The sequence below is a fragment of the Brevundimonas sp. genome (assembly GCF_036402095.1).
GTDB lineage: Bacteria > Pseudomonadota > Alphaproteobacteria > Caulobacterales > Caulobacteraceae > Brevundimonas.
This window is the reverse complement of sequence record NZ_DASWTO010000191.1, coordinates 1-13533: the sequence shown is the minus strand read 5'-3', so window position 1 is coordinate 13533 and position 13533 is coordinate 1. Positions and strand designations below refer to the sequence as shown.

Sequence of the window (13533 nt, the reverse complement as noted above, 5' to 3'; positions counted from 1 at the left end):
GATGCGGCCCTTGGTCAGGTCGTAGGGCGTCATCTCGACCAGGACCTTGTCGCCGGCCAGCACGCGGATGCGGTTCTTGCGCATCTTGCCCGCGGTGTGGGCGATGATCTCGTGGTCGTTCTCGAGCGTCACGCGGAACGTGGCGTTCGGCAGCAGTTCGCTGACGGTGCCGGGAAACTCGAGCAGTTCTTCCTTAGCCATGCGGCCTCTCACGCCCGGTGGATACGAGTAAACGACGCACGCCGGGCGGAGCGCGCGTCGAAGGTGCGGGCATATGCCTCAAAACGCGCCGATAGTCGAGGGAGGTCAGCCCCGCCGGTACAGCGCCGTGACCAGGGTGAACAGCCGTCGCGCCGTCTCGTGATCCAGCGCGATCTTGCCGTCGAGCCGGGCCTTCAGCAGGTCGGCCCCTTCGTTGTGCAGCCCGCGGCGCCCCATGTCGACCGCCTCGATCTGCCCCGGCGAGGTGCCCCGCAGGGCTTCGTAATAGCTGTCGCAGATGGCGATATAGTCCTTCACCACCTTGTTCAGCGGGTTCAGCGACAGGCCGTGGGCCTTGGAGAAACCCGGTCCGGCGATGTCGAACACCAGCCGCCCGTCCAGCAGCGACAACTTCAGGGCATAGGGTCCGCCGCCGGCGCCCACAGGCTCGAAACTGTTCTTCTCGATCAGGTCGAAGATGGCCACCCGGCGCTCGTGCTCGATCTCCGCCGTCGCGGCCGGCAGGGTGGCGGGGTCCAGCTCGACCGAGGACAGACGGTGTTCGCTCACGCCGGCCCCGGCCCTTCGGCCGGATGGGTCGGTGCGACCCTGGCCGGCCAGCGTTCCGACAGATCCGTCAGCACCGCGTCGAGGCATTCGACGTCGATACGCAGGTCTCCGCCGCCGGCGAACATCAGCGTCACCCGTCCGCCCGGGGCCTCGCCGGGCTCGAAATCCATGGCCAGCAGTTCCAGGGCGTGCTCCGGGCCGCGCGGCAGACGCCGGCTCTTGACCGCGATCACGTCGCCGAACTGCATCGCCGACATCACCCGGGTGCCGCCACACTCCCAGCAGAACCGGCTGAGCTGCAGCGTGACCCGCCGCCACGACGGCTCCCACACGATGTCCACCGGCCGCATGATGGCGTCCTGCAGCGCGGCCGAGATGATGTGCAGGTCGTCGGCGTCCTCGGCCAGCAGGCGCAGGGGCTCCGCGGCGGTTCCTTTCGGCGTGTCGTCGGCGGCGGACGCCTCAGTGCTCATGGTCCTCGCCCTTGATCCGGCGGATTTGCGCGCCGCAGGCCCCGAGCTTTTCTTCCAGCCGCTCGAACCCGCGATCCAGATGATACACGCGTCCGACCGTGGTTTCGCCCTCTGCGACGAGTCCGGCGATGACAAGGCTGACCGAGGCCCGCAGATCCGTGGCCATGACCTGGGCGCCGTGCAGAGTCTCCACGCCCCGCACCACCGCCTCGCCGGCGTGGACGTGGATGTCGGCCCCCAGCCGCCCCAGCTCCGGCGCGTGCATGAAGCGGTTCTCGAAGATGTTCTCGTGGATGACGCTCTCGCCCTCGGCCGTGGTCATCAGGGCCATGAATTGCGCCTGCAGATCGGTGGCGAAGCCCGGATAGACCTCCGTCGCGACATTGACCGCCTTCAGCCGACGCGCCGGGTCGCGCCTGACGATCACCCCGTCGGGGGTCGGCGTCACCTCGACTCCCGCCTCGACCATCTTGTCGGTCAGGGCCTGGATCAGGTCGGCCCGGCCGTTGGTCAGCCGCACCTCGCCGCCAGCCATGGCCGCGGCCACAGCGTAGGAGCCCATCTCGATCCGGTCGGGAATCACCGACCAGGTCGTCCCGCCCAGCGAGCCGACGCCGGTGATGACCAGCTCGTCGGTGTCGATGCCTTCGACCTTGGCCCCCATGGCCGCCAGGCAGCGCGCCAGGTCGCCGATCTCCGGCTCGCGCGCGGCCTTCTTGAGCACCGTCACGCCGTCCGCCAGCACCGCCGCCAGCAAGGCGTGTTCGGTCGCCCCGACCGAGACGAACGGGAATTCGATCTCCGCCCCCTTCAGCCCCCGAGGCGCGCGGGCGATGACATAGCCCTCGTCCAGCTCGATTTCGACGCCCATGGCGGTCAGGGCCTGAAGGTGCAGGTCGACCGGCCGGGCCCCGATCGTGCAGCCGCCCGGCAGCGACACCTTGGCCTCGCCCGTGCGCGCCAGGAGCGGCCCCAGCACGTTGAACGACGCGCGCATCTGCCGGACCAGATCGTACGGCGCGAAGCTCGATTCGATCCGCGCCGCGTGGAACAGCGTCTCCTGCTCCCCGCCATGCCCGTTCTCGGTCACCTCCACGCCGAGCTCGCGCAGCAGCCGGCCCAGGAATTTGGTGTCCGCCAGACGCGGCATGTTGGTCAGGCGCAGCGGCTGATCGGTCAGGATCGAGGCGGCCATCAGCTTGAGGGCGGAATTCTTGGCGCCGCTGACCGGAATGGTTCCATTCAGCCGGGCGCCGCCTTGGATGGCGATGCTGTCCATGTCGTCTCTACAGGCCGGCGCGGAGAGCGCCGGGGGGTCGGCTATCTAGCGCGGACGACCGCCATTGCGAAAGGCCGTCCGGTGCGTACGGCCGATGACTTTCAGTTGCTCGGCTTTGCGGCCCTGGCCGGTCGGGCGGCGGCCTTGCGGCGCTTCAGATTGGCCCTGAGCGCCGTGGCGAGCCGCTGGGCCCGCTCGGTGGCCGGCGTCCGGGGCGGGGCCAGCGGGTCCGGCAGGCTGGGCGGCAGGTCCGGAAGGGGGGCCGGGATTTTCGACTCATCCATGAGGTAATGAGACCCGCTGCGGAACTTTTCCGCAAGCGAGTGCAATCTGGGCTTTCCCCTTTGTCCACGGTTGGCTATAGGGCCGCTTCCTCAGTGACCGCCGCCGTAGCTCAGTGGTAGAGCGCATCCTTGGTAAGGCTGAGGTCGTGGGTTCGATTCCCCCCGGCGGCACCACTCAGAACAAAGGCCCGATCCGCCGGATCGGGCCTTTTTCTATTCCTCCGCCGCCTGCAGGGGGCGCGGCGCGGGGCGGAGATTCGGCGGCCCCTCCGGGCGGGCCATGCGACGCTCGTACTCCAGGGCGGCGCCCGGCGCGGCCTGGCCCGGGAAGACATAGCCGCTGTCCATGAAATAGGGGTCGTAGCCGTAGGCCCGGCCGTACCCGTAGGGATAGTAACCGTTCTCGACCTGACGGACGCTGAGATCCAGCCGGCCGTTCTCGCCGATGGGCAGGGACACCGCCGCGGCGTAGTCGCGGTAGCCGCCGGTGCCGACGCCGACGCTGATCTCGCCGTGCGGCTTGCGGTCGTCGCGCCAGCCCAACGGATCGCCCTGCGCAGGCGTGGGGTCGGGCGTGCGCGCGGCCAGCCACCGCGCGATCTGCTGGTCCGTGTCCAGGCCATGGGGATCGGACGACTGCAGGGCGCCGCCTACCGGAGGGGCCACCGGGCCTGCGGTCGCGTCGAGGGACACGGTCGTGGCCGGCGCGGTCGCCACCACGCTGTCCTGCCCGTCGTCAGGTTCGACCGCGTGGCCGCTCCCCGTCAGGAGCCCTGTCATCAGCAGCGTGGTGATCAGCATGGGTTCGACTCCTGCGGAAAACCCACCCTAGCCCCAAATGCGGCCAAGGTCAGGCCGCGCCGTCGCCGCGCCCGAGAGGATCCGGCAGGGCCTCGCCCTCCGGCACAAAGGCCAGGGCCACCGAGTTGATGCAGTAGCGCAGGCCCGTCGGCGGCGGCCCGTCCGGGAAGACATGGCCCTGATGGCTGCCGCAGCGCGCGCAGCGGGTCTCGGTCCGGGTCATGCCGTACGACCGGTCCGTGACCGCCTGCACATGGGTCGGATCGACCGGCTCGGTGAAACTGGGCCAGCCGGTGCCGCTCTCGAACTTGGTCCCCGTCCGGAACAGCGGCAGGCCGCACTCGCGGCAGCAGAACACTCCGGGCCGCTTCTCGCCCAGCAGCGTGCCGCAGAACGGGGCCTCTGTGCCGTGGGCCAGCAGGACCCGCCGTTCCTCCGGCGACAGATCGGCCTCCAGCCGGGCCCGCTCCGAATCGTCGGGCGGCGTCAGATCGAAGCCCGAGGGCGAGCGCAGGGTCGGGGCGATGTCGGTCATGGCTCCGAAATAGGAAGGGCCGGACGGGGGTTCCACCCCGCCCGGCCCTGAAGTCCCGGCCTCCGCGCTCAAATCGCGCGAAGTGCGGCGGCTCTACTGGAACAGCGAACCCACCCAGGTCCGCACGGCGGCTTCGTCCACCGGACTGCCGGCGTAGGTCAGACCCTGCGCCGGGATGAAGGGCTGGTTGTTGCCGCGCTGGCGCGACGTCCAGGCCTTGTGGCCGTAGCTCAGGTCCGCATAGGTCGACGGCAGGCGCGTCACGGTCTGCTCGATGAAGATCGAGTCCGGGGCCGTGGTCGTGCCGGCGATACGCACGTTCGGCAGGCGGCTCAGCAGGTCCAGGGTGTCGAGGCAGCCGCCCGAGCAACCGGCGTCGACCAGGACCACGACGGGGCCCTGCACCGGATTGGCGGCGTTCGCGTCGGCGGGCGTGGCCGGCTGGGGCTGGGTGAAGGTGGGCTGGCCGGCCGCGATGGCGGCGTCGAAGGCTGCGAGGATCGCCTGGGTCTGCTCGATCACCTGCGGCGCCTCATAGACGAAGCGGGCGTCCTGCTGCATCCGGCCGATGACGTCGGCGTACCACTGGCGGTTCCCCGGCGTGGCGCGATAGGTGAAGTCCCCGCCGGTCGGCTGGCGGCTCTGGGTGAATTCCGAGGTCCAGATGCGGTTCAGCACGCCGTAGCCGCGGGCGGTCGAGCCGAGGTTCGAGGCGCCCGACCCGCCGCGCAGATCCAGCACGAAGCCCTGCGGCCCCTGGATCGACGACAGCTGGCCTTCCAGCTGAGCGTTGAAGGCGTCCCAGCCGGCGTCGTCGGCGAACGAATGGACGTTGATCCACGGCCGGCCGTTGACCGTCTCGATCGACAGCGGAACCGGACCCGGCGTGTACAGGGTGGCGCGGTAGGCGGCCTCGAGGTTGGCCGGCGTCGCCGTGGCCAGCTGCGGACGGATTTCGTAGTCACGCTCGCGGCGGTTGCCGACCTTGAACTTGCAGGTCGACGGCACGCCGCCGGCGAACGGGTTGTTGCGGTTCCACAGCAGATACGGGGCGGTGGTGATGCGGCCGGCCTCGGTGTTCAGGTCGCCTTCCCACAGGTCCAGCTTGGCGCGCGCGTATTCCTCGATCGGCGTGGCGTTGCACTCGGTCACCACCGCGCCGACCGGCGGCAGGCCGCGCACGCCCGGCTGGACGTAGGTGACGACGTACTGGCCGTTGCGCCAGCCGGTGGCCAGGCCGGCCCAGTTGGTGGCCGAGAAGCGGTCGGCCGCGGTCTCGTAGCTGGGGCGGATGACGATGTTGGAATCGCGGAAGCCGGCGGCGTAGTAGCGCAGCAGATAGGCGTGGCTCGAACCGCTGTTGGCCTGGCCGACCTTGGACAGGGCCGTCTGCAGGCCGGTGTCGAGCCAGGCCCGGAAGGTGTCGCTCGCCTGGCCCGGCACCACGGGCGCGGGATGGTTGGCGGCCAGCTCGTCGTGGGCGGCCTGCAGATCCTGACGCGCCAGCGCCTGGAAATTCTGCGCGGAGGCGGAGCCGGCGCCCAGCGCCAGGGTCAGGGCCGCGGTCGCGGCGACGGGGAGGATACGGGACATCAAGTCTGGCTCCGGGGCCGTGGAACAGGGAACGGGCAGCGTTAAAGACCATAGGGGCGGGCCTTGCCAAGCCCGTACCCCGTCCGGATGAACGCCCCGGTCGGTTTACTCGCCCGGGATCGCGGCCTAATCGGGGCGACGACCCGGCGGCGACCGCGCCGGCGATCACGTTCGCTTCAGAGCCCCAAGATACGCATGTTCCAGAAGATCCTGATCGCCAACCGAGGCGAGATCGCCGTCCGCATCATCAAGACCTGCCGCCGCATGGGCATAAGGACGGTGCAGGTCTACTCCGAGGCGGACGCCGGCTCCCTCGCCGTCGAGATGGCCGACGAGGCGGTGCTGATCGGCCCCGCCCCCGCCGCCCAGTCCTACCTGCTGGCCGACAGGATCGTGGAGGCCGTGCGCCGGACGGGCGCCGAGGCGGTCCACCCCGGCTTCGGCTTCCTCAGCGAGAACGCCGGCTTCGCCCGCCGCCTGCGCGACGAGGGCATGGCCTTCATCGGTCCCAACCCCGAGGCCATCGAGGCCATGGGCGACAAGATCAGCTCCAAGAAGCTGGCCGCCGAGGCCGGCGTCTCCACCGTCCCCGGCCACATGGGCCTGATCGAGACCACCGACGAGGCCGTCCGCATCGCCAACCAGATCGGCTATCCGATCATGATCAAGGCCTCGGCCGGCGGCGGCGGCAAGGGAATCCGCGTCGCCCACTCCGACGCCGACATGGCCGAGGGCTTCGCCGCCGTGAAGGCCGAGGCGCTGAACGCCTTCGGCGACGACCGCGTCTTCCTCGAGAAATTCATCGTCGACCCGCGCCACATCGAGATTCAGGTGCTCGGCGACAAGCACGGCAATGTCGTGCACCTGTTCGAGCGCGAGTGCTCGATCCAGCGGCGGAACCAGAAGGTCATCGAGGAAGCCCCCTCCCCGCTCCTCGATGAAAAGACCCGCGCCGCCATGGGGGCGCAGGCCGTGGCGCTGGCCAAGGCGGTGAACTACGACAGCGCGGGCACGGTCGAATTCGTCGCCGGCCAGGACAAGTCGTTCTTCTTCCTCGAGATGAACACCCGGCTTCAGGTCGAGCATCCGGTTACGGAGCTGATCACGGGGGTGGATCTGGTCGAGCAGATGATCCGGTCGGCGTGGGGCGAGAGGCTGGCCTTCGAACAGAAGGACCTAGCCATCGACGGCTGGGCGATCGAGAGCCGGGTGTATGCGGAGGACCCCTACCGCGGTTTCCTGCCCAGCATCGGCCGGCTGGTCCGCTACGACACGGCGGAGGAAGGCCCCCATCCCGACGGCTACACCGTCCGCAACGACTCCGGCGTCCGCGAGGGCGACGAGATCAGCATGTTCTACGACCCCATGATCGCCAAGCTGTGCGCCTGGGGCCCGACCCGCGACGCCGCCATCGACGGCATGGCCCGCGCCCTCGAGGACACCCACCTGCAGGGCGTCGGCCACAACGTCCCCTTCCTCGCCGCCGTCATGGACCAGCCGCGCTTCCGCTCCGGCCACATCTCCACCCGCTACATCCAGGACGAGTTCCCCGACGGCTTCCACGGCCTCGCCCCGACGCGCCGCCAGACCGACATCCTCATCGCCGCCGCCGCCGCCATGAACGAGATCCTGACCGAACTGTCCGGCGACCCGTCCAACCGCACCGACTGGATCGTCCTCATCGGCCAGGAGGCCCACGGCGTCACCCTGTCCTACGACGACGACGAGGCCCTGACCCTCGACCTCGCCGGCGAAGACCGCGCCCTGCGCCTCAGCGACATCGACTGGCGCCCCGGCCTGGCCCAGTTCCGCGCCGACCTCGACGGCGAGCCCTTCACCGCCGAGGTCGCCCGCGTCGCCGACGGCTTCGTCATCCGCCACCGCGCCGCCAAGGCCCGCGTCCGCGTCCTGACCCCCGCCGTCGCCGCCCTCTACGCCCGCCTGCCGGAAAAACAGGCCGCCGACACCTCCAAACTGATCCAGTCCCCCATGCCCGGCCTCGTGGTCGCGATCCCCGTCGCCGTCGGCCAGGAGGTCAAGACCGGCGAAACCGTCGCCATCATCGAGGCCATGAAGATGCAGAACATCCTCAAGGCCGAGCGCGACGGCGTGGTCAAGGCGGTCAGCGCCAAGGCCGGCGACCCGGTGGCGGCGGACGATGTGCTGGTGGAGTTCGAATAGCGGGGAGGCTAGCGTCAACAGCAGACACCCCGCCCCCGTCGGACAGGATGATCTGCCTTTCATAGGCGAGGCTTGCCGCAGTTCGCGCGGCTAGAGTTCGGCAGTGAGGAGCGTCGGATAGAACCGGTAGTAGCGCTTGTAACTGTCGATGAAGTCCGCAACTGAAATCTCACCAGCGGCGTCGAAGCCAAGAGCGTTGACGATCTGGTCAGGGCCGGTCGTGACGACTTCCCTCTCCAGAAAGAGACGCTCTCGCAAGGTAAGATTCGGCACTACGAGCTTATGGATGTCGGACCACGTATCCGATGCGAAAGGCCAAGTCTGAATTCCGAGCCGGGCGAGCAACTCGCCTTCGTCCGAACGCTTGGCAACCACGCCGGTCATCGACAACATCTGCGCACTGTCCGCGTAGCGGACCATGGATAAGGGCCTGAACGTTAGCGCGCCGCTTACTGGCAGAGCCTTCAAGGCAGCAGCCGCAAATGACTCCGCGATCACCTTAGGAAGGTCGGTCTCGTTCATGTGGTCGGCACTGGCCCAAGAGGGCATGAACTCCTTTATCCTGCCCTGAAGGCTCTGAAATTGCTTGGCTCGCCTTTCCTCCTTTAGAAGCGGCTTTCCGCCCGAGGCTTCTATCATTTCATTCGGATGGGCGTTCACCGTGACCCTGACAACGTCGCCTGCGCTCAACCGATCGAGAAGCGACTGAAACTCCCGAATCTGCTCACCGAGCTTCTTGGGGTCCGTGTAGTCGAGCCAAACGATGACGCCTGCCGGGTCGCCGAAACCACATTGGTCCAGAACCTGGTCGAGCTCGGCGACGACGTCGCCCGACGACTTCTCGACGCAGTGGCAGCTTCCGATCGGTCGGTTAAAAGTCTGGCGCGCAACGATGGCGGGGTCATAGTCGAAGGCGATCAACCGTGTGACCCCCAGCGTCCTATGGATCAGCTTGTGATCTTCGAGCGGATACGCGCCCATGCTGAGGTACACGTACTCGCTTAACGGCCGCCATCGCTCAATACGGCTTAAGAGATCGACGAAGATGCGTCGGTCCACCGCCTTGTGAGGTCGGAGATGGTACGGGATCGACGCACCGCTCACTTTGCGGTGTCCCGCGCCACCTTTAACGCCCGATCGAACGCTTCGCGCCCGATGTCTCCCGGTTTCGCGGGCTCCCCTTCGCCAAAGTAGACGCCACCTAGGAATCCGACGTCCGTCTTAGGAGCCTCAAAGCGTACGACAACGTGAGTCTTCTCTTCGGTAGGGACTGGATACGTCGGCTCGTACTTCCTCATGGCCGGGAGCTTTCTAGAAGCGATCATGGGGACTTCTGCGGCCATGGCCCGCAACCTCGGAAGGTCGACGTACTCGCTCGCCTGATAGATGGTCTCGAGCTTCTCGGGGAACTTCTTCCACTTGTTCGTGAACGACGTGAGGCTCTTGGTCGCCTCCCGCATCAGGTCCTTCGCCTCGGAATAGACGTTGGATGCGGCGTCGATGCCCCGCTTCGTCGTCGTCAACGGCAGCTTATTCGGATCGTCACTTCGCATCAGGACGATGCCGGTGATCGCAATGAATTGACCGTGATAGTTGGGCACCGCCGCTTCGCCCCAGCCCGTCAGGCGCGTCTTGTCTTTCCAGATGACCACCCGATCATTGCAGGCGACCGTCCATCCGGCGTCGTCCGTTGTCCCTCGGGTCTCTTCCTCGCGGTCGGCCTCTTCGGCAGTAAGCAACTCCCGATAGAGGCCGGCGTATATTTCGACGTCCACGCCCTCCAGCTGGCCCTTGTAGACGTATGGCGCGATCCGACCTCCGTTCACGAGATCAGTTTGGAGCAGCAAGAAGGGCTCGGGATCGATCTGAGCGGCTTCTTCGAGGCTGGTGCCAACTTTGACTGAGAAGCCCTTACTCAGGATGATCGAGTAATGCTGCGCAACCGCCTTGCGGAAGTCGTCGATCCATTCCCCCGATGAGAATGCGGCCTTCACCTCCGCGTTCAGTTCCATGACGGTGATTGAGGTGCCCTTCTCCTTCAGCTTGCCGTCTGGCAGTTCGTGGACAGGCAAATCCTGCCAGCCCTCCGTTGTCATCCACTCGGGGGTGAATTCCACCGAGAAGCCGGTGTCGTTCCACGACTCAACAAGGGCATCGGTCCCGAGCTTGAACACGGCGCGCTTCATACCGATACCGTACATGCCCACGGTCGCGGGCACGGCCTCCTTAGTCGCACCTTCGGGCTTGCCCATCGCGAAGGCGTATTTCTTCGCCGTCTCGATGGGTATGCCACCGCAGTTGTCCAGTATCTGGAAGTGGTCGGGAGCCATGACGATGGTCGCCTCGAATCCAGCGTAGGGAGATGCGTCCGCCGGATCCGGCTTGGCGCTTCGCAAGATGCCGTCGACACAGTTGTCCAGAAGATCGAGGAGCGCATCGCGAAGCTCGATGTCCCGCGTCAACATACTGACGAAGAACTGTTTTGTTGGGGAGGCGAAAGCCGTCCCGATCGATTTCAGTTCGTCTGCCACTCCGGGTGGACCCTCGCACATTGTTTTTCGAAGGGAAGTCGACCAGTCTAGCGAAACAGGATATTACCGCCCCCGGGCATAGTCGGCCCAAAGGGGTTTCTGGTGCAAGCACAACCTCGGATGGTCGATCTGTTCAGCGGGTGCGGCGGTTTCGCGCTCGGCTCGCGAGCGGCCGGCCTTGGGCCAGAACTCGCGTTCGACGTCGATCCCATCCTCACGTCGTCGTTCTCGACCAATTTTCCAGAGTCGAGGGTCACGCTCGGCGATCTTTCCCAAGCGCGAGGCGAGGATATCCGCAGGTTGGCTGGAGGCGATGTCCTCGGCGTATTTGGCGGCCCCCCTTGTCAAGCGTTCAGCGACATTGGGCATCGCAAGGTCGACGATCCACGCCGAGATTTGCTGGACCACTTCTTTCGTCTGGTCTCGGAGATTTCTCCAGCGTTCTTTGTCATGGAGAACGTCAAAGGTCTGGGCTACGCCGACGCGCGGCCGGTGCTTGATGCCGCCTTGGAACGGGTCGCTGGAAAGTACGATCTGCTCGGACCGGTGCTGCTCGACGCCGCTGATTTCGGAGCAGCGACGAAACGACGACGTCTGTTCGTGATCGGCGTGGATCGAACGCGATGCGACCCGGTCACGCTGGAGGATATCCATGCGAAGAAGGCTCAAGCCGCTTCGGTCTTGGACGCCATAGGGGACCTCGCCTCCGCAACCGAGGTTCAGAGCGAGGATGGCTTCGATACGTGGCAGTTGCCGACCCAAGAGGCGTCTAATCCTTATCGGAACCGCCTTCTCGCCGCTGATCGTAGGTTCACGGGACACCGTCCGACCGTTCATACCGAGGCTGTCGTCAACCGCTTTCGCGCCGTCAGCCAAGGCGGTGTCGATAAGATCGGACGCCATCCTCGCCTGGAATGGTTGGGCCAATGTCCGACCCTTCGGGCGGGCACCGGAAGCGACCGCGGGTCCTTTCAGTCGGTACGTCCCATTCACCCTAGCGAACCGCGTGTGATCACGGTGCGAGAGGCCGCGCGTCTGCAAGGTTTCCCCGACGGTTTCCGCTTCCATCCCACCGTCTGGCATTCGTTCCGCATGATCGGCAACAGTGTCTCGCCACTGATGTCCGAGGCCATATTTTCGGTGCTCGCCTCTCGGACGGAGATCGGCCAAGCAGCGATCGCGGCCGAATAGTCCTCCATGGCGTCTAAGCATCGGGCGTTGGATCTGGATGGGCCGCCCGTCACTGATCTGACGCGACGGATCATGCAGAACGTCGGGGATCGCGACACCACACCTGAACTGGCCGTTCGCCGTGCCCTTCACAGGGCCGGGCTCCGGTTCGTGCTCCACGACCGGCGCCTTCCGGGCCGGCCCGACATCGTGCTTCCACGCTGGAAGACGGCAATTTTCGTACATGGCTGCTTCTGGCACCGGCACCCCGGCTGCCCGTACGCGACGATGCCCAAGACCCGCAGCCAGTTCTGGTCGGAAAAATTTGAACGGAACGTCGCCCGCGACGCAGCCAACCGTAGTGAGTTGGAGGCGCTGGGCTGGCGGGTGGTGGAGGTTTGGGAATGCGACATCAAGAAGCGACGCTTCGAAGAACCGCTACTGTCAATGTTCCGACGGCAGCCCCGGTCGCGCTCCCTCACACCCACCTGACCCTCGGCCCGCGCTCCCCGTCCGGCGCGTCCACCCGCAGGTCCGTGACCGCCCACACCAGCGCGTCCCCCCCGGGTGCAGCGAGCCGGCCGCCTCCATCGGCCGCCGAAGGCCATCCGCTCTTCCTCCACCACATCGAACGCCCCCGCCTGGCGGATGCGGCCCTGTTCACAGGGGGCGGCGACGGGCACCCCGCGGATCCCCCTTGACTCTCATTTCGATGTTTCGCTAAACGTCTCTTCATGAGCTCCGTCTTCAAGGCCCTGTCCGATCCCACCCGGCGCCGCGTGCTGCAGCTGCTGCGCGGCGGCCCGATGAGCGCCGGCGACCTCGCCGACCGCTTCGAGGTGTCGAAGCCGACCATGTCGGCGCATTTCGCGGTGCTGCGCGAGGCCGGGCTGGTGCATGCCGAGAAGGCGGGGAAGAGCGTGATCTATCATCTGAAGCTGTCGGTGCTGGAAGAGGCGCTGCTGGGCTTCGTGCAGTCCTTCGGGGGGGCCGCGGCCGCTCCGGAGGAAGAACCGCCGGCCGAGCCCGGCAAGGAGACGGCGACATGAGCGAGGTGAAATCCGAGGTGGTCCCCAACCTGGTCGTGGCCGGGGCCCTGATCGGGGCGGCGCTGGCGGCGACGGCGGCGAAGCAGGCGGGGTGGATCGACGGCGATACGGTGACGCGCATCGTCATGGGCGGGACCGGGCTGATGCTGGCCTGGGTCGGCAACCGCATGCCCAAGCGCTTCGTCCCGGCGGAACAGGCGCGGCGGGTCAACCGCGTCGGCGGCTGGTCGATGGCGGTCAGCGGCCTGATCTACGGGGCGCTGTGGGCCTTCGCGCCGTTCGGGGTGGCCCTGTGGGCCGGCTGCGCGGCGGTGATCCTAGGCATGGCCGTGACGGTGGGCTATTGCCTGACGGGGGCGCGGCGCGGGGCGGCCTAAGGGGCTCACATCCACCGCACCCTCGGCCCCCGCTCCCCGTCCGGCGCGTCGACCAGCAGGTCGGTGATCGCCCACACCAGGGCGTCCGCGCGGTCCAGGCTCCCGGCCGCCTCCATCTGGCCGCCGAAGGCCATCAGTTCCTCCTCCAGGGCGTCGAAGGCGCCGGCGTGGTGGATGCGGCCCTGTTCGTAGAGGGCGGCGACGGGTTCGGCGCGGATGTATTTGCCGCGGGTGGCGTGGACCTCGCGGATCTTCAGCCGGGCGCCGGCGGTCCTGAGCACGGCGCGGACCATGTCGCCGCCCTGGTTGACCTCGGCGACGATGGCGGAGGCGCCGAACTCATGGGCGAGGGCGACGGCGCGGCGGGCCCAGGCGTCGGGGCCGAGGCCGGCGATCGAGCGGTCGGCGAGGATGACGGCGCAGCGGGTTCCGTCCGCGCGTCGGTATGAAGCGGCGGCGATCAGGCCGCAGGCGTCGCCGCGGGCGGTG

The 13533-nt window shown here is 67.3% G+C and carries 15 protein-coding genes, 1 tRNA gene and 1 pseudogene; 6 read left to right on the top strand and 11 right to left on the bottom strand.

Annotation, left to right across the window (positions count from 1 at the left end; translation table 11 throughout):
- From infA to VGD32_RS12690, 5 genes are all read right to left on the bottom strand, one after another.
- Positions 1–201: translation initiation factor IF-1 (gene infA / locus VGD32_RS12710; protein WP_331032249.1), on the bottom strand; the 201-nt coding region annotated here is incomplete at its 3' end.
- A 105-nt stretch (positions 202–306) separates the two neighbouring features.
- Positions 307–771 (bottom strand): UPF0262 family protein, encoded by a 465-nt coding sequence (locus VGD32_RS12705; RefSeq protein ID WP_331032248.1) that lies wholly within the window; start codon positions 769–771, stop codon positions 307–309.
- Positions 768–1244, bottom strand: a complete 477-nt coding sequence (locus VGD32_RS12700) for a DUF2948 family protein (RefSeq protein ID WP_331032247.1) — start codon at positions 1242–1244, stop codon at positions 768–770. The genes VGD32_RS12705 and VGD32_RS12700 overlap by 4 nt, the downstream gene beginning before the upstream one ends.
- Positions 1234–2523 (bottom strand): UDP-N-acetylglucosamine 1-carboxyvinyltransferase, encoded by a 1290-nt coding sequence (gene murA / locus VGD32_RS12695; protein ID WP_331032246.1) that lies wholly within the window; start codon positions 2521–2523, stop codon positions 1234–1236. The genes VGD32_RS12700 and murA overlap by 11 nt, the downstream gene beginning before the upstream one ends.
- A gap of 101 nt (positions 2524–2624) precedes the next feature.
- Positions 2625–2807: a hypothetical protein gene (locus VGD32_RS12690; protein WP_331032245.1), complete on the bottom strand. Its 183-nt coding sequence runs from the start codon at positions 2805–2807 to the stop codon at positions 2625–2627.
- A 99-nt stretch (positions 2808–2906) separates the two neighbouring features.
- Here VGD32_RS12690 and VGD32_RS12685 point away from each other — a divergent pair.
- Positions 2907–2981 (top strand) — tRNA-Thr (locus VGD32_RS12685).
- A 39-nt stretch (positions 2982–3020) separates the two neighbouring features.
- Here the strand turns inward: VGD32_RS12685 and VGD32_RS12680 are convergent.
- The 3 genes from VGD32_RS12680 to VGD32_RS12670 form a co-directional block, all read right to left on the bottom strand.
- Positions 3021–3608, bottom strand: coding sequence for a hypothetical protein (locus VGD32_RS12680; RefSeq protein ID WP_331032244.1), 588 nt, complete (start codon positions 3606–3608; stop codon positions 3021–3023).
- A 49-nt stretch (positions 3609–3657) separates the two neighbouring features.
- Positions 3658–4143, bottom strand: a complete 486-nt coding sequence (msrB, locus tag VGD32_RS12675) for a peptide-methionine (R)-S-oxide reductase MsrB (protein ID WP_331032243.1) — start codon at positions 4141–4143, stop codon at positions 3658–3660.
- A gap of 93 nt (positions 4144–4236) precedes the next feature.
- Complete coding sequence (locus VGD32_RS12670; RefSeq protein WP_331032242.1) at positions 4237–5736, bottom strand: hypothetical protein; 1500 nt, start codon at positions 5734–5736, stop codon at positions 4237–4239.
- Positions 5737–5931: 195 nt separating this feature from the next.
- Here VGD32_RS12670 and VGD32_RS12665 point away from each other — a divergent pair, with 195 nt between their 5' ends.
- Positions 5932–7917, top strand: coding sequence for an acetyl/propionyl/methylcrotonyl-CoA carboxylase subunit alpha (locus VGD32_RS12665; protein ID WP_331032241.1), 1986 nt, complete (start codon positions 5932–5934; stop codon positions 7915–7917).
- Positions 7918–8007: 90 nt separating this feature from the next.
- On the opposite strand, the gene VGD32_RS12660 is transcribed toward VGD32_RS12665, so the two are convergent.
- Together VGD32_RS12660 and VGD32_RS12655 are read right to left on the bottom strand one after the other, a co-directional pair.
- Positions 8008–9021: an O-methyltransferase gene (locus tag VGD32_RS12660; RefSeq protein ID WP_331032240.1), complete on the bottom strand. Its 1014-nt coding sequence runs from the start codon at positions 9019–9021 to the stop codon at positions 8008–8010.
- Complete coding sequence (locus tag VGD32_RS12655) at positions 9018–10448, bottom strand: ATP-binding protein (RefSeq protein WP_331032239.1); 1431 nt, start codon at positions 10446–10448, stop codon at positions 9018–9020. The genes VGD32_RS12660 and VGD32_RS12655 overlap by 4 nt, the downstream gene beginning before the upstream one ends.
- A 120-nt stretch (positions 10449–10568) precedes the next feature.
- Here VGD32_RS12655 and VGD32_RS12650 point away from each other — a divergent pair, with 120 nt between their 5' ends.
- The 4 genes from VGD32_RS12650 to VGD32_RS12635 all read left to right on the top strand — a co-directional run bounded on the left by VGD32_RS12650 (position 10569) and on the right by VGD32_RS12635 (position 13044).
- Entirely contained in the window at positions 10569–11639 is a 1071-nt protein-coding gene (locus VGD32_RS12650) for a DNA cytosine methyltransferase (protein ID WP_331032238.1), read from the top strand.
- 6 nt (positions 11640–11645) lie between these two features.
- Positions 11646–12110, top strand: a complete 465-nt coding sequence (locus VGD32_RS12645) for a very short patch repair endonuclease (protein ID WP_331032237.1) — start codon at positions 11646–11648, stop codon at positions 12108–12110.
- A 242-nt stretch (positions 12111–12352) separates the two neighbouring features.
- Positions 12353–12667, top strand: coding sequence for an autorepressor SdpR family transcription factor (locus tag VGD32_RS12640; RefSeq protein ID WP_331032236.1), 315 nt, complete (start codon positions 12353–12355; stop codon positions 12665–12667).
- Positions 12664–13044, top strand: a complete 381-nt coding sequence (locus tag VGD32_RS12635; protein WP_331032235.1) for an ammonium transporter — start codon at positions 12664–12666, stop codon at positions 13042–13044. Before VGD32_RS12640 ends, VGD32_RS12635 begins: the two co-directional genes overlap by 4 nt.
- Positions 13045–13049: 5 nt before the next feature.
- Here VGD32_RS12635 and VGD32_RS12630 read toward each other — a convergent pair.
- A pseudogene (locus tag VGD32_RS12630) lies at positions 13050–13533 on the bottom strand (DNA-packaging protein); the annotation flags it as partial.

Excerpts from the sequence above, each read along its gene's own strand:
- VGD32_RS12640 (WP_331032236.1), top strand. The coding sequence starts at position 12,353 with ATGAGCTCCGTCTTCAAGGCCCTGTCCGATCCCACCCGGCGCCGCGTG.
- VGD32_RS12635 (WP_331032235.1), top strand. The coding sequence starts at position 12,664 with ATGAGCGAGGTGAAATCCGAGGTGGTCCCCAACCTGGTCGTGGCCGGG.
- VGD32_RS12700 (WP_331032247.1), bottom strand. The coding sequence starts at position 1,244 with ATGAGCACTGAGGCGTCCGCCGCCGACGACACGCCGAAAGGAACCGCC.
- msrB (WP_331032243.1), bottom strand. The coding sequence starts at position 4,143 with ATGACCGACATCGCCCCGACCCTGCGCTCGCCCTCGGGCTTCGATCTG.
- VGD32_RS12665 (WP_331032241.1), top strand. The coding sequence starts at position 5,932 with ATGTTCCAGAAGATCCTGATCGCCAACCGAGGCGAGATCGCCGTCCGC.
- VGD32_RS12645 (WP_331032237.1), top strand. The coding sequence starts at position 11,646 with ATGGCGTCTAAGCATCGGGCGTTGGATCTGGATGGGCCGCCCGTCACT.
- VGD32_RS12690 (WP_331032245.1), bottom strand. The coding sequence starts at position 2,807 with ATGGATGAGTCGAAAATCCCGGCCCCCCTTCCGGACCTGCCGCCCAGC.
- VGD32_RS12670 (WP_331032242.1), bottom strand. The coding sequence starts at position 5,736 with ATGTCCCGTATCCTCCCCGTCGCCGCGACCGCGGCCCTGACCCTGGCG.
- VGD32_RS12650 (WP_331032238.1), top strand. The coding sequence starts at position 10,569 with ATGGTCGATCTGTTCAGCGGGTGCGGCGGTTTCGCGCTCGGCTCGCGA.
- murA (WP_331032246.1), bottom strand. The coding sequence starts at position 2,523 with ATGGACAGCATCGCCATCCAAGGCGGCGCCCGGCTGAATGGAACCATT.
- VGD32_RS12680 (WP_331032244.1), bottom strand. The coding sequence starts at position 3,608 with ATGCTGATCACCACGCTGCTGATGACAGGGCTCCTGACGGGGAGCGGC.